Origin of the sequence: Neorhizobium sp. S3-V5DH (genome assembly GCF_004343065.1) — a bacterium.
Lineage (GTDB): Bacteria > Pseudomonadota > Alphaproteobacteria > Rhizobiales > Rhizobiaceae > Neorhizobium > Neorhizobium huautlense.
The window spans coordinates 21,251-36,175 of sequence record NZ_SMCL01000029.1; the positions used below are offsets into that span (position 1 = coordinate 21,251).

Consider the following 14,925-nt stretch of genomic DNA (forward strand, 5'->3'; position numbering starts at 1 on the left):
CGCCGCCGGCCCCTGCCAGCGTGATGACTCGCTCAATGCCAGGGGATTATCTGACCACTGCTCATGAATGCGCAATGAATGAGAAAATGCTCAAACGCGCCGCCATTCCCAGGGGGATGCTGTTGGAAGTGTACCACGGGATTGGTGGGCCTGACGACCTCAGCCGAAGGCCCAGATCATTCGGTCGTTACGCCCTGGAACGGTTTTACCTCACGTCCCGGCATAAAGATGCCGAGCCGTTTGATTTCCCATTCGAGCTTGATCCCGGAATGTTCGAAGACCCTCGCCCGAACGGTCTCACCGAGATACTCGAGATCATAACCGGTAGCATGGCCGATATTGATCATGAAGTTGCAGTGGAGTGAAGACATCTGCGCACCGCCGCTCATCAGGCCCCGCCCACCTGCCTCGTCGATCAATTTCCAAGCGGAGTGACCTTCGGGATTCTTGAAGGTAGAACCGCCCGTCTTTTCCTTGATCGGCTGTACCGTCTCGCGATGCTGGCGAACCGCATCCATTTCGGCGCGGATCTTGGCCCGATCCTCCGCATAACCTTCGAAGATCGCATGGGTGAAGATCAGGTCCGCCGCAGCCGATGAGTGGCGATAGGAATATCCCATGTCCGCCTTCGACAAGACATGCTTGTTGCCCTTCCGGTCGACTGCGTGGACCTCGATCACCCGGTCCGCCGTCTCGGTACCGTTTGCACCGGCATTCATGCGGAGCGCGCCGCCGATCGATCCGGGAATGCCGTAGTAGAAGGCAAAGCCTCCGATGCCGTTGTCCATCGCCATGGCAGCAATATGCTTGTCCGGGCAGATCGCACCGGCCCGGATGCGATTTTCGCCGATAAGGTCAACGCTGCCAAACCCCTTCGCCGAGAGCCGCAATACGACGCCGGGTATACCGCCATCGCGGACCAGGAGGTTCGAGCCGACTCCGACCACTGTCAGCGGCACGTCCTCCGGCAGGAGCTTCAGGAAGCTGACAAGATCGTCGACGTCATGGGGCTGGAACATGAGTTCGGCCAAGCCGCCGGCCTGGAACCAGGTAACACGATCCATTGGCGCATCGGGCGTAAGCCGCCCGCGCAGTTGATTGACGCCATCCCCCAGCGACGCCAGCAGCTTTTCCCCATTCACCTGTTTCATTCCTGTCGTCCCGATATGCTTTCCAGTTCCTTCGGCAAGGCAGCCGCCCATTGCGTGATGTTGCCAGCCCCCAGAAGAACCACGAAATCACCCGGTTTCGCAATGGCAGATACAATCGAAGCGAGTTCTATCGGCGATTCCATATGGCGAGCATCGCGATGGCCGCCCGAGCGGATCCGGGTGACGAGCGCCTCCGAATTCGCTCCATCGATCGGCTCTTCCCCTGCCGCATAGACCGGCGCAAGAATGATGCTGTCGGCATCGTTGAAGCAGGTGGCAAAGTCCTCGAACAGGCTGGACAGACGCGTATAGCGGTGGGGCTGATGCACAGCGATGATGCGCCCCTGGCACGCTTCCCGAGCCGCCTTCAGAACCGCCTTGATCTCGACCGGGTGATGCCCGTAGTCATCAAAGACGGACACGCCGTTCCAGGTGCCCGTCAGCGTAAAGCGGCGCTTGACGCCGCTGAAGGCAGCAAGCCCCTTCCGGATATTTTCCTCTGAGATTCCGAGCCGATTGGCAACGGCGATCGCAGCCGTGGCATTGGAAATGTTATGGCGCCCCGGCATGGGCAGCGCCAATTCCTTGAAGTTGAATACCCGACCGGTGCGGCGGCGACGGATTTCGACGTCGAAGATCGATTTGGTACCTTCCATGCGCACATTGAAGAACCGAGCGTCGGCCTGCGGGTTTTCCCCATAGGTGACGATCTTGCGGTCTTCGATCCGGCCGACCAGCGCCTGCACTTCGGGGTGATCAAGGCAGAGCACGCCAAACCCGTAAAAGGGGACGTTCTCGACGAACTGCCGGAAGGCGGCGCGCACCGCATCGAAGTTGCCGTAGTGATCGAGGTGTTCGGGATCGATATTGGTGACCACTGCCACATCGGCCGGAAGCTTCAGGAAGGTACCGTCCGATTCGTCGGCCTCCACGACCATCCACTCGCCCTCGCCCATGCGGGCGTTTGTGCCGTAAGCATTGATGATGCCGCCGTTGATGACGGTCGGATCAAGCCCGCCGGCTTCCAGCAGCGTCGCGACCATCGAGGTCGTGGTTGTCTTGCCGTGCGTACCCCCGATCGCGATCGCATTGCGAAAGCGCATCAGTTCGGCGAGCATTTCGGCACGACGGACGATCGGCAGCGATTTTTCACGCGCAGCCATCAACTCCGGATTGTTCTTTTTGATCGCAGTCGAGACCACGACCACTTCGGCGTCGCCAAGATTTTCTTCCCTGTGGCCGACGAAAACCGGAATGCCCTTGTCGCGTAGCCGCTGGACATTGGCACCATCTGCCTGATCGGAACCCTGCACCTTGTGTCCGAGGTTATGCAGCACTTCAGCGATGCCGCTCATCCCGATGCCGCCGATGCCGATGAAATGGACGAGCCCGATGGCCTTCGGCATCTTCATGTACGCACTCCCTTAAATTCTGCGATGGACCTGCGCTCGGCAATAGCCACAACCATGTCCGCAAGCAAGATCGCCGCATCGGGTCGTCCAGCCGACTTGGCGGCCGCTGCCATCTTTTCGAGGCGTTCAGGCTCTTTCATCGCAGCGGAGACGAGACCGGCCAGCTTCTCCGGCGAAAGTTCAGATTGCGGCACGACCTGCGCCCCGCCGGTCGCAACCAATGCCGCCGCATTCGCTGCCTGGTCATGATCCAGAGCATGCGGATAAGGCACCAGAATGGCCGGCCGGCCGATCACGGCTATTTCCGACACCGTCGAAGCCCCCGAACGGCAGATGACAAGATGCGCCGTCGCCAGACGCTCGGCCATGTCCGAAAAGAAGGAGGAAATATCCGCCGGCGCCTTCAGCTTGGCAAAGCACGACGTCACACGATCCTTGTCTTCCGGGCGAGCCTGTTGGGTAACCGTGAGGCGGTCGCGCTCGGCCTGATCGAGCAGGCTGAGCGCCGTCGGCACGACCGAAGAGAAATACTGCGCGCCCTGGCTCCCGCCAAAGACGACGAGACGGAACGGATCGGCACCGCGGGATGCCACATAGGGAACGGTTGAAGCCGCAAGGACCGCCGGACGCACCGGATTGCCGGTCGTCACGGTCTTGCCTGCATAGGGACCTTCGGTCTCCGGCAGGAAGCCGCCGGCGATCGCCTGAACCTTTCCCGCCAATGCCTTGTTGGCGCGGCCCATTACGGCATTCTGCTCGTGGATCATCGAGGGCACGCCCATGGACGTTGCTGCCATCAGCGGCGGCACGGTCGGATATCCTCCAAAGCCCACGACGGCGAGCGGTTTCAGCCTGCCGATCAGGCGGCGGGCGGCGCGAAGGCCCGTCCAGAGTCTCCAGCCGGTACGGGCGAGCGCCACCGGATTTTTCGAGCCCAGCGTGGCGGAAGGGACGACATGAATCTCTTCTGCCGGAAAGGTGCCGGCGAAACGCTCGGCGCGGCTGTCCGTGACGAGGTGGACGGAATAGCCCCGTGCCTTGAGCTCATGTCCGAGCGCTTCGGCCGGAAAAACATGGCCGCCGGTTCCGCCGGCGGCAAGAAGGATGATGCCTTTGGTCATTCATCTTACTCCGCCGGCAGGCTTTGAGTGACGCGGAACAGGCTGCGCTCCTGCGCCCGCTTTTCCGGCCGGTGCCGCGTCAGCGCCAGAATGAAACCTGCGGTGACGCAGATCGCGATCATCGAAGAGCCGCCATAGGAGATCAAAGGCAGCGTCATCCCCTTTGCCGGCATGAGTTCGAGATTGACGCCGATGTTGATCATCGACTGCATGCCGACCTGTAGGACGAGACCTGCAACCGCGAAACGGTTGAAGTCGTTGCCTTCCTTGAAGGCATGATTCAGGCCGCGCAGCACGACGAAGGCAAAGATCGCCACCAGCGTCATACAGAAGATGATGCCGAATTCCTCGGCCGCGACGGAGAAGATGAAATCGGTATGGCTGTCGGGAAGGATCCGCTTGACGATCCCCTCGCCCGGCCCCTGACCGAACCAGCCACCCTGAAGAATCGCTTCATGCGCGGTCTCGATCTGGAAACGGTCGCCCTCGCCCGTCAGGAATTTGTCGAAACGGGAGGTGACGTGCGGCAGCATGTAATAGGCTGCGACGATGCCTCCCGCCCCGACGCCGCCGAGCAGGAATATCCACAGCCACGGCATGCCGGCCATGAAGAACATGCCGCCCCAGACGACGCTGGTCAGGATCGTCTGTCCAAGGTCCGGCTGGGCGACCAGCAGTGCTGCGACAATGCCGAAAAGGATGATCGCGAAGAGGTTACCGGGGATTTCCGGCTGGCGTGCATGCTCGGCAAACAGCCAGGCGCAGACGACGACGAAAGCCGGCTTCATGAATTCGGACGGCTGTATCGAAAAACTGCCGACCCCTATCCAGCGGCGCGATCCCTTGACCTCGACACCGAAGAACAACGCCAGCACCATCATAGCCAGCGAAATGACAAGCAGGATGACCGCCGTTCGACGGACCTGCCTCGGCGTCAGGAAGGACAGGCCGATCATCACCACCAACGACGGCAGGAGGAAAAGCGCATGCCTCTCAACGAAGTGGAAGCTGTTCAGACCGATTCGCTCGGCAACCGCCGGCGAGGCCGCGAAGGAGAGCATGAAGCCGATGCCCATCAGCAGCACGAAGGCGACCAGGAAGAAACGGTCGATCGTCCAGAACCAGTCTGCGAGCGGCCCTCGGTCTGCGCGGCTTACCATCTTCAGCTTCCCTTTCCGGTCTCGACCAACATCGTGACGCCATCGAGAGCCGCGACATGGCCGACGAAGGAATCGCCGCGGACCTCGAAATTCTTGAACTGATCGAAGCTGGCGCAAGCAGGTGACAGCATGACCGCAGAGGGCGCCGGGTCGATCCTGGCGTCCGCTGCGGCATGGATCACGGCTCTTTCGAGGGTGCCCGAAATCTCGTAGGGCACCGCCTCACCGAGAGTTGCCGCGAAAACCGGCGCCGCCTCTCCAATCAGATAGGTTTTCACGATACGGGAAAAGAGTGGAGCGAGGCTGACTATCCCGCCTTCCTTCGGCAGACCGCCCGCGATCCAGTAGATCCGGTCGTAGCTGGAGAGTGCCGGCGCTGCCGCATCCGCATTGGTCGCCTTCGAATCATTGACGAAAACCACCTGCCCGCCCGCGCGGTTCATCAATTGGCCGATCGGCTGCATGCGGTGCTTCAGTCCCGGGAAGGATTTCAGTCCGGCGCGGATGTCGTCTCTGGACATTCCGACCGCGAGGCACGCGGCAATCGCGGCCGCGGCGTTCTGGGCATTGTGGCTGCCTCGGAGCGTCTGGATACCGTCGAGATCGGCGAGCAGCGAAGTCGTGCCTCCATGGGATTCGATGATCCGGCTGCCTTCCGCGTAAAAACCTTCGGCCACGACGTTGCGTTTGGAGATCCGCTTGACGCTCACGCCGGCGCGCTCCACCCGGTCGGCGATGAGCGCACAATAGGAATCGTCGACACCGACGACCGCGGTATCGCTGCCGGCTACCAGCCGCTCCTTGATATCCGCGTAATGCTGCATCGTGCCGTGCCGATCGAGATGGTCCGGCGTCAGGTTGAGTAGGATTCCGGCGGTCGGATTAAGCGTCGGGGCAAGGTCGATCTGGTAGGAGGAGCACTCGACGACGAAATAGCGTTCCGCCTTCGGCGGATCGAGGGTCAGGATCGCCGTACCTATGTTCCCGCCGAGTTGCACGTCGCGGCCGCTCGATTTCAGGATATGGGCGATAAGGGCGGTGGTCGTCGACTTGCCATTGGTGCCGGTGATGGCAATGAACGGGCAATCCGGCGCATGCGCCCGGCGTTCGCGAACGAAAAGCTCTACATCCCCGATGATCTCGACGCCGGCGGCATGGGCGAGATCGACGCTCCAATGCGGCTTCGGATGGGTAAGCGGCACGCCCGGCGACAGGACGAATGCAGCCTGCGCCGACCAGTCGATCGTGCGAAGGTCCGCGGTTGCAATCTCTTCGGCGCCAGCCTTCGCGACACTGTCTGGATTGTCGTCCCAGGCGGTAACATCCGCGCCACCGGCAACCAGCGCCTTTGCGGTCGCAAGCCCGGATCCCCCGAGGCCGAAGAGAGCGACCCGCTTATCCTTAAAGGTGGTGACCGGAATCATCTGGCCTCACCGGAGCTTGAGGGTCGAAAGGCCGAGCATGGCAAGACCGACGGCGATGATCCAGAAACGGATCACAACCTGGCTTTCCGTCCAGCCGAGCTTTTCGAAATGGTGATGAATCGGCGCCATCAGGAAGACGCGGCGGCCGGTCATCTTGAAAAAGCCGACCTGGATGATGACCGAGAGCGTCTCCATCACGAACAGTCCGCCGATGATCGCCATGACGATTTCGTGCTTGGTGGCGACGGCGACCGAACCAATCAGCCCCCCGAGCGCCAAAGAACCGGTGTCGCCCATGAAGATTGCCGCAGGCGGCGCGTTGAACCACAGGAAGCCCAGGCCCGCTCCGATCACCGCACCAAGGATGACGGCAAGTTCGCCGGTGCCGGGGACGAAGTTGATCTGCAGATAGTTCGCGAAGACGGCATTGCCGGCGAGATAGGCAATCACGCCGAACGAAGCCGCGGCGATCATCACCGGGACGATCGCGAGACCGTCGAGGCCGTCAGTGAGGTTAACTGCATTGCCGGCGGCAACGATCACGAACCCGCCGAACAGCACGAAAAAGACACCAAGATTAATGATCAGATCCTTGAAGAAGGGAAAGGCGATGGAAGTGCCGAGAGTCGGGTTGGTCGCCGAGCCGCTCGCCAGTGCCATACGCATCATGAAGAAGACCGCGATGCCTGCGATGACAAACTCGATTCCAAGTCTCGCCTTGCCTGAAAATCCCTTTTCCGTCTGCTTGGTGACCTTCAGATAGTCGTCGTAGAAGCCGATCGCACCGAAACCGAGCGTGACGAGCAAGGTCGCGACGACGTAGACATTGGACAGATCGGCCCAAAGCAACGATCCACCGACGATACCGGCAAGGATCATCAGTCCGCCCATCGTGGGCGTGCCAGCCTTCTTGAAGTGAGTCTGCGGACCGTCGGCGCGAATCGGCTGCCCCTTGCCCTGCCGAACGCGCAGCGAAGCGATCATTTGCGGGCCGAAGAGGAAGACGATCAGGGCCGACGTGAAAAGGGCGGCACCGGTCCGGAACGTGATGTACCGGAACAGGTTGAAAAATTGGAAATGGTCCGCCAGTTCCACAAGCCAGATCAGCATTCAGCGCCCTTTCTCAAGCCGCATCTCATTAAAGTTGGCGCTCCGTGTCGGAGAATGCCGGATAGTTGTCAAGCAGGGCTGCCACGATCTTGCCGAAGCCAAGTCCGAGCGATGATTTCACCATCACCACATCACCCGGGATCACCGAACGCACGACGAAGTCCGCGAGATCGGCGGTTCTCTCATAATATTGCACCTCGACACTCTCAGGCAGAGCATCGCGAAGTGCGGCCATCTCGGGGCCTGCGAGCCAGACGTGCTCGATGCCGGCGGCCAGCAGCGGACCGGCAAGCTCTTCATGTACCGCAGCGGAGAATTCTCCCATCTCGAGCATGTCGCCGAGCACGGCGATGCGCCGGCCGGTAACTTCCGGCGTGGCCGAGGCAAGCAAGGCGATCGCCGCCCGCACGGAAGCGGGGTTAGCGTTGTAGCTTTCGTCGATCAGCGTCAGATGTCCCTCGCCTATGCCGAGCAGGTGGCGCTCGCCCCTGCCCTTTACCGGTCTAAGGACAGCGAGCGCCTCCATGGCCTTGGGCATGTCCGCGTTGACGAGCAGGCAGGCTCCAAGTGCCGCCATGGCATTTTCGGCAATGTGGCGTCCTGGCGCGCCGATCTGAATTTCCGACGTTTCGCCGTTGAGCACAGCCCATACCGTGGAGCTTTCGGCATTGCCTTCGAAATCCGCCAGCCGGAAATCCGCCTTGGCGTGCTGACCGAAACTGCAGACACGCGAGACACCGTCTTCCTGTGCCTTCTTTTCAAGAAAATCGAATTGCTTGTTGTCGCGGTTGAGGATTGCGACCCCGCCGGGTTCAAGGCCCTCGAAGATCTCGGCCTTTGCGGCGGCGATTTCCTCGAGGTTCTTGAAGTGGCCGAGATGAGCCGCAGCAATCGTGGTGATGATCGCCACGTGCGGACGCACCATCTTCACCAGAGGCCGGATCTCGTCCGGATGGTTCATGCCGATCTCGAAGACGCCGAAATCCGCATCCGCCGGCATCCGGGCGAGCGTCAACGGCACACCCCAATGATTGTTGAAGGAGGCAACCGCGGCATGTACCTTGCCGGAGGGCGTCAGCACGTGGCGCAGCATCTCCTTGGTCGTCGTCTTCCCGACCGAGCCGGTAACCGCGATGATCCGCGCCCGGCTGCGCTCTCGTGACGCAAGAGCCAGCTTTCCCAGCGCCGCAAGCACGTCTTCCACCACGATCATCGGCACCGTCAGCTTGCCGAGCGCCGGCAATTTCGCCTCGTTGACGACGATGAGCGGCGCGCCGTTGGCGACCGCGAGGCTCGCATAATCGTGGCCGTCGACACGGTCGCCTTTGATCGCGAAGAAAGCCTCGCCCTCGCCGATCGAGCGGCTGTCGATCGAAATGCCGGTAATGCCAGCGGGTAACGTACCGATCGGGCGGCCGCCGATTGCGGCCACCATTTCCTCAGAAGTCCAAAGAAAGCTCAAGGTTTCAGCTCCTCCAGTGCCTTGCGTACCTCCACGTGGTCGGAGAACGGCAGAACCGTGGTCCCGATCGTTTGCCCCTCCTCATGCCCCTTCCCGGCAACAATCAGCGTATCGCCCGACTGCAGCATCTTCACCGCCTCGCGGATCGCCGTAGCGCGATCGCCGATCTCGATCGCACCAGGAGCCGCAGCCATGATCTCGGCACGAATAACCTCCGGCACCTCGGATCGCGGGTTGTCGTCCGTGACGATAACAATATCGGCAAGCCGCGTCGCCACGTCCCCCATGATCGGCCGCTTGCCCTTGTCGCGGTCGCCGCCGCAACCGAACACCACGATCACGCGCCCGGTCGTGAAAGGCCTTACGGAGGTCAACACATTTTCCAGCGCATCCGGCTTATGGGCATAGTCGACATAGGCCAGTGCACCGTCCTTCGTCTGCCCGAGAAATTCCAGGCGCCCGGAAGCGCCGACCAACTTCTCCAGCGCGGCCATCGCGACAGACGCCGAAACGCCGGTCGACATGGCAAGACCGGCCGCAACGAGCGCGTTGGCCACCTGGAAGTCACCTGCAAGCGGAATATGGACCTCGAAGATCTCATCGCCGAAATGTACTTCCGCCACCTGCTTGTGGCGGAAATGCTCGACGCGTTTGAGGCATAGATAATCGCCACGCCGACCGACGGTACGCACGTTGAGGCCGGACACTGTCGCGACACGAATGGCCTCTTCCGACCAGGCATCATCCGCGAAGATCACCGCCGGTCCGCCTTTCGGCATCAGCGTATCGAAAAGCCGCATCTTTGCAGCCATGTAGCTCTCGACCGTCGGATGGTAGTCCATGTGGTCGCGGCCAAGATTGGTGAAAGCTGCTGCCGTCAGACGAACCCCGTCGAGCCGGCTCTGGTCCAGACCATGGCTGGACGCCTCCATGGCCGCATGGGTGACGCCTTCGGCAGCGAGTTCCGCCAGAAGCTCCTGAAGTTCCACCGGGTCCGGCGTTGTCAAAGATCCATAATCGTTGCGGGTGGGAGAGACGACGCCCGTTGTGCCGATCTGCGCGGCCGCATAGCCGGCATAGGTCCAGATCTGACGCGTAAAGGAAGCGACGGAAGTCTTGCCGGCCGTCCCGGTCACCGCCGCCATCGTCGCCGGCTGCGCTCCATAAAACCGCGCCGCCGCAAGCGCCAGAAGCTTGCGGGGGTTGGAAACGGTCAGCACCGGAATGCCGGCATCGGCCGGCTGTGCGGCAATAGCGGCAATTGCACCACGGGCTGCAGCGTCGCCGATATAGCTGGAACCATCGGCCTTTGTGCCCGCAAGTGCTGCAAAGAGCATGCCGGGCTTCACCTTGCGGCTGTCGGAGGTCAGGCCGGCTACGTCGAGATCACCTGCCCGGCCGGCCACGAGTTCGGCCAGCTCCGGGAAGTCCTGTCCGACGAGGTCTCGCAATTTCATCGTTTGAATGTCCCTCTTGAGCGTTTCCCCACGAATCGTCCCGTCGATTTGTTGTCGCTCAATAAGACACAAGCAGGGCAGAACCGTCACTGCCGAATTTCGGCTTTACACCGAGAATGGGCGCCGAGCGGCTGATGATCTCCTTGACCATCGGCGCCGCCGAGGTACCTGCAATTGCTGCACCGTTGCCCTTGTCGGTTTTTGGCTCGTCGATGAAGGTCAGCACCACATATTGCGGATTGTCCATCGGGAAAGCGGAAAGAAACGCGTTGAAGTTCTTGTCGTTGACATAACGGCCATTGACGACCTTGTCGGCGGTGCCGGTCTTTCCGCCGACATTGAATCCCTCGACGCGCGCATTTCTGCCCGAACCGTTGATACCGTTCCATTCGAACAGGAAGCGCATGTCCTTGCTGGTGGAAGGCTTCATGACCTGGGTTGCAACCAGATCGGCCTGTTCCCGCGTGCGCGGCAGGAACGTAGGTTCGATGAGCTTGCCGCCATTGACGAGAGCCGCTCCCGCGACGGCCGTCTGCAAAGGCGTGGTGGATACGCCGTGGCCGAAGGAAATGGTGATCGAGTTGATTTTTTTCCATTGACGCGGTTGGGTCGGCTGCGCGACTTCCGGCAGCTCGGTCTTCATCTTGTTCAACAAGCCGATCCTCGTCAGGAAGTCCTTGTGGCCTTCGATGCCCACCGTATCGGCGATCTTGGCGGTGCCGATATTGGATGAATACTGGAAGATCTCGGGAACGCTCAGCACGCGTCCTTTGCCGTGGAAATCCTTGATGGTGAAGCCGCCGATGCGGATGGGAAAACGCGCATCGAAACTGTCCGACAGCTTCACTTTGCCCGAATCCAATCCCATGGCAATCGTGAAAGACTTGAAGGTCGATCCCATTTCGAACGTTCCGTTCGACATGCGATTGAGCCAGCCTTCTTCGGCTCCTTCTGCCGGATTGTTCGGATCGTAATCGGGCACCGAGGCCATGGCGAGGATCTCGCCCGTATGGACGTCCATCACCACCGCGCCCGCGCCGATTGCCTGAAATTTCTTTATCGCGGAAACAACCACGTCCCGCACGATCGCCTGGACCCGCAGGTCGACCGAAAGCTTGACCGGCTCAAGCGGCTGGCTGGACGTCATCCCAACGGCGGCAAGATCGGCCAATCCCTGGCTGTCGACGTAACGCTCCATTCCCGCCACGCCGCGGTTGTCGATATTGACGTGACCGACGACGTGCGCAGCTGTCGGACCACCCGGATAGAACCGGCGCTTTTCCGGCCGGAATCCGATGCCCGGAATGCCGAGTGCAAGAATCTGGCTCTGCTGCTTGGGCGTCAACTGACGGCGGAGCCACTGGAATCGGGAATCCGACTTGAGCTTGGAATATGTGGACTTGACGTCGAGATCGTTGAGAACGGTAGAGAGTTTTTCGACGACCTCGTCCGGATCGACGATCTTGTGAGGTTCCGCAAACAGCGAGACGGTGCGGATATCGGTTGCCAAAACCTCGCCGTTCCGGTCGACGAGATCTGGGCGCGATGCCATCAGCCGATCGGGTGGCAGGATGCTGGATGTGGTCAGGGGTTCCGCAACGCCATATTGCACGAGGCGACCGCCGATGACGCAGTAAAAGACCGTAAAACCGGCGATCAGCAGGCCGACCCGGTTCTTCGCCTGGGCCGACTTGCGCTTGCGCGTGCCTTCGAAGGAGGCGCCTCGGGCGGGTGAGCGGCCGCCTGCGGAAAAATGCGCGCGGCTCTTCAGGACCATAATGCGGGACAGGAAAGACATCAGCGTTTCACCGATCCGGTAGAGATAACTTCGATGGAGCCGCGCCCGCGCGGGGTGGGTACGGGGATTTTCGAGGCTGGTCTCGCCTTGGCCGCCTCGACACCCTTGAGAGCTGCGGCGACTTCGCTGCTCTTGCCGGCGATGATGTCCTCGATCGTCGTCTCCGGCTGCGGAAGCTGCGCCTTCAACATCGGCAGCTCCTTCGGCATGGCAAGCTGGGTCGGCACCGTTGGAGCCAATTGAAGCTCGGAATTGTAGACATTGATCAGTCGGTGCAGGCGGTTCGGCTGCGTCAGCAGCGCCCAGTCCGCCTTCAGCAGATCTATCGTATCCTTCTCCAACTTGATTTCCGCCTCCAGCCGGCGGACCTCGGCAAGCTTCTCGTCGGCGCGGTGCTTGATCGTGTAGGTGACGACCGCGGTAGCCGTCATGACGCCGATCAGTACCAGATCGAAGCTACGCAGCATGTTTCAGGCTCCCATCTTTGCAAGGCTGGCGAGGTCGGGCAGATCGAAAATGGAAAGATCGGCAGCACGGGGCGGAGCGACGGAACGAATGCCGGCCCGCAGCTTTGCCGAACGGGCGCGCGGGTTGGCTTCCGCCTCCTCTTCGCTCGCGACGATCATCGACTTGCCGATCGGTTCGAATATGGCGGGCTTCGCTTCGACCATTGGCAGATGACGCGAACCTGAAGCCTTGCCGGAGCGGTCGGAAAAGTACTGCTTGACGATCCGGTCTTCGAGCGAATGAAAGGTAACGACGACGAGACGGCCGCCGGGTTTCAAAGCGCGTTCGGCGGCAAAAAGCGCCGTTGCGAGCTCACCCAGTTCATCGTTCACAAAGATGCGCAGCGCCTGGAAGACGCGGGTAGCCGGATGAATCTTGTCCTTCGCCTTGCGCGGATTGACGCTTTCGATGAGGTTTGCCAGATCCCGCGTGGTCGCAAATGGCTCGGAGGCACGACGCTTCTCGATGGCCCGCGCAATGCGGCCGGCCTGCTTCTCTTCGCCCAGAAAACCGAAGATGCGGGTAAGATCGCTGACCTTGGCGCGGTTGACGACATCAGCAGCAGACACGCCCGCTGCCGACATACGCATGTCGAGCGGGCCGTTTCTCTGGAATGAGAAGCCGCGCTCCGCCTCATCGATCTGCATGGACGACACGCCGATATCGAGCACGACGCCGTCGAACCCTCCTTCGGGCGCATAGTCGGCGAGATTGGAGAATTGCGAATGGATAAGCGTAAGACGCCCTTTATGAGCTTCGGCCAACGCCTGCCCGGCAGCGATCGCGGTCGGATCACGATCAAGCGCGATCACTTCCGCACCGGCAGCAAGCAGGGCGGATGAATATCCACCCGCCCCGAATGTGCCATCGAGGATGACCTTGCCCGCTTGAGGATCGAGCGCCTCGACAACCTCGTCAAGAAGGACTGGAATGTGACGAACCAGTCCGCCTTCGGCCTCGGTTTCTCCGTTGCCAGAATTCGCCGCCATTCCGCACCTCTGTTTTACGCAGGGCGCGAACCGAAGCGCCCCTCTCTCGCTGCCGCCTGCGCCTCGTGAAACGCCTGCGGCCGCCAAAGCTGAAAATGATCCGAGCGCCCAACGAAGGTTACTTCCGAGCTGATTCCCGTGAAGTCCCGGATAAAATCCGTGACCATCAGCCGGCCCTCCGCGTCGAGCCTCATGAAGACGCCGCCACCATGTACCAGCAGCGACATCCTGTTGGCTTCCGGCGAAAATGGATCGACCGATGCGATCTGCTTTTCGTATCGACCGAGCAGATCCGGACCTCCAACGCTGATCGCCGGATAGATGAAATCCTGAAGACAATAAAGCTCCTGGATTCCAAGCTCCAAAAGAACCGCACGAAAACTCGCCGGAACGGAGACCCGCCCCTTCGCATCGATCCTGTTCGTCGCATTTGAAAGGAAGCGACTTACCACGCCGAACACCCGCTCCCTTGCAATTCCAGACGGATACCCGCCCGTCCCGACGCACCGCCCCAGACAAAGCTTCGCCATCCGGATGAACGGAAATCCGCCCGGCCGACCGACCGAAACTTTGGGATTGGCGGGCGCTCATACGCCCTTGTGCAGTGCGATTTTGGGATACCATGGGACCATATGGGCGTCAATGGGAGAGACCCCGCTAGCCGCTCCCAAACCTGATTTATTTATAAGCTGTTAAGTTTAACAAAGGGTTATTGGAGCAAGCGGAGAAACCGCCTCTACCGACCGCCGCAAGTGGAATTCCGGCGCTCCCTAATGCTCCGAAAGCAAAGGAGATTTCGCAGATCCTTAAATACACCTTTCCGTTAGCCGCACCTCCGGATGCGCTCGCGGGAGGCGATTTCGCAGAATTCATCACATCCGGTGCGGGAAATTGCCAGTTGGCCTGTAAGCCGGGTTCTGTATGGCCCCGATGCAAGCACCGGAACGTGGCAGCCATTCGTCTGGGACGACGTTTGCACATCGCCTCACGCAACCCACCCGGATGACTGGCCCGGAAACAGGCTGTAGCCTCGCTTTCGCGGGGCTCGCGTCATCCCTATTCGGTCTTGCTCCCGGTGGGGTTTACCATGCCGCCGCTGTTACCAGAGGCGCGGTGGGCTCTTACCCCACCCTTTCACCCTTACCCCGCCATCTCAGCCGCCCATCGGGCAGTTGAGAAAGCGGGGCGGTTTCCTTTCTGTGGCACTTTCCCTGGGGTCGCCCCCGCCGGACGTTATCCGGCACCGTGTTTCCGTGGAGCCCGGACTTTCCTCACCTTATCGCCTTTCGACATTGATAAAGCGCGGCTGCCCGGCCAACTGGCATGCGGTCCAT

General features: G+C 61.0%; 12 protein-coding genes and 1 other RNA gene. All 13 read right to left on the reverse strand.

The window, feature by feature from the left end:
* Positions 1 to 176: 176 nt before the first annotated feature.
* Positions 177 to 1,151, reverse strand: coding sequence for a UDP-N-acetylmuramate dehydrogenase (gene murB / locus EDE09_RS25555; protein WP_112798447.1), 975 nt, complete (start codon positions 1,149 to 1,151; stop codon positions 177 to 179).
* The gene (gene murC, locus EDE09_RS25560) at positions 1,148 to 2,563 is read right to left on the reverse strand and encodes a UDP-N-acetylmuramate--L-alanine ligase (RefSeq protein ID WP_112798449.1); all 1,416 of its coding nucleotides are present in this window, start codon (positions 2,561 to 2,563) and stop codon (positions 1,148 to 1,150) included. Before murC ends, murB begins: the two co-directional genes overlap by 4 nt.
* Positions 2,560 to 3,684 carry an undecaprenyldiphospho-muramoylpentapeptide beta-N-acetylglucosaminyltransferase gene (murG, locus tag EDE09_RS25565; protein ID WP_112798451.1) on the reverse strand — a complete coding sequence of 375 codons (1,125 nt, stop codon included), beginning with the start codon at positions 3,682 to 3,684 and terminating at the stop codon, positions 2,560 to 2,562. The genes murC and murG overlap by 4 nt, the downstream gene beginning before the upstream one ends.
* Positions 3,685 to 3,689: 5 nt before the next feature.
* Complete coding sequence (ftsW, locus tag EDE09_RS25570) at positions 3,690 to 4,844, reverse strand: putative lipid II flippase FtsW (RefSeq protein ID WP_105370065.1); 1,155 nt, start codon at positions 4,842 to 4,844, stop codon at positions 3,690 to 3,692.
* 2 nt (positions 4,845 to 4,846) lie between these two features.
* Positions 4,847 to 6,268, reverse strand: a complete 1,422-nt coding sequence (gene murD, locus EDE09_RS25575) for a UDP-N-acetylmuramoyl-L-alanine--D-glutamate ligase (RefSeq protein WP_132413218.1) — start codon at positions 6,266 to 6,268, stop codon at positions 4,847 to 4,849.
* Positions 6,269 to 6,274: 6 nt separating this feature from the next.
* The gene (gene mraY / locus EDE09_RS25580) at positions 6,275 to 7,378 is read right to left on the reverse strand and encodes a phospho-N-acetylmuramoyl-pentapeptide-transferase (protein ID WP_105370067.1); all 1,104 of its coding nucleotides are present in this window, start codon (positions 7,376 to 7,378) and stop codon (positions 6,275 to 6,277) included.
* 28 nt (positions 7,379 to 7,406) lie between these two features.
* On the reverse strand, positions 7,407 to 8,840 hold the full coding sequence (locus EDE09_RS25585) for a UDP-N-acetylmuramoylalanyl-D-glutamyl-2,6-diaminopimelate--D-alanyl-D-alanine ligase (RefSeq protein ID WP_112798457.1): 1,434 nt from the start codon (positions 8,838 to 8,840) through the stop codon (positions 7,407 to 7,409).
* On the reverse strand, positions 8,837 to 10,297 hold the full coding sequence (locus tag EDE09_RS25590; RefSeq protein ID WP_132413220.1) for a UDP-N-acetylmuramoyl-L-alanyl-D-glutamate--2,6-diaminopimelate ligase: 1,461 nt from the start codon (positions 10,295 to 10,297) through the stop codon (positions 8,837 to 8,839). The genes EDE09_RS25585 and EDE09_RS25590 overlap by 4 nt, the downstream gene beginning before the upstream one ends.
* 58 nt (positions 10,298 to 10,355) lie before the next feature.
* Positions 10,356 to 12,095: a penicillin-binding protein 2 gene (locus EDE09_RS25595; RefSeq protein WP_132413222.1), complete on the reverse strand. Its 1,740-nt coding sequence runs from the start codon at positions 12,093 to 12,095 to the stop codon at positions 10,356 to 10,358.
* Entirely contained in the window at positions 12,095 to 12,562 is a 468-nt protein-coding gene (locus EDE09_RS25600; RefSeq protein WP_105370071.1) for a hypothetical protein, read from the reverse strand. The genes EDE09_RS25595 and EDE09_RS25600 overlap by 1 nt, the downstream gene beginning before the upstream one ends.
* 3 nt (positions 12,563 to 12,565) lie before the next feature.
* Positions 12,566 to 13,591, reverse strand: a complete 1,026-nt coding sequence (gene rsmH / locus EDE09_RS25605) for a 16S rRNA (cytosine(1402)-N(4))-methyltransferase RsmH (protein ID WP_105370072.1) — start codon at positions 13,589 to 13,591, stop codon at positions 12,566 to 12,568.
* 14 nt (positions 13,592 to 13,605) lie between these two features.
* Positions 13,606 to 14,052 carry a division/cell wall cluster transcriptional repressor MraZ gene (mraZ, locus tag EDE09_RS25610; RefSeq protein WP_112798461.1) on the reverse strand — a complete coding sequence of 149 codons (447 nt, stop codon included), beginning with the start codon at positions 14,050 to 14,052 and terminating at the stop codon, positions 13,606 to 13,608.
* Between the two features lie 429 nt (positions 14,053 to 14,481).
* Positions 14,482 to 14,913: RNase P RNA component class A (rnpB, locus tag EDE09_RS25615), an RNA gene on the reverse strand.
* Between the last annotated feature and the right edge of the window lie 12 nt (positions 14,914 to 14,925).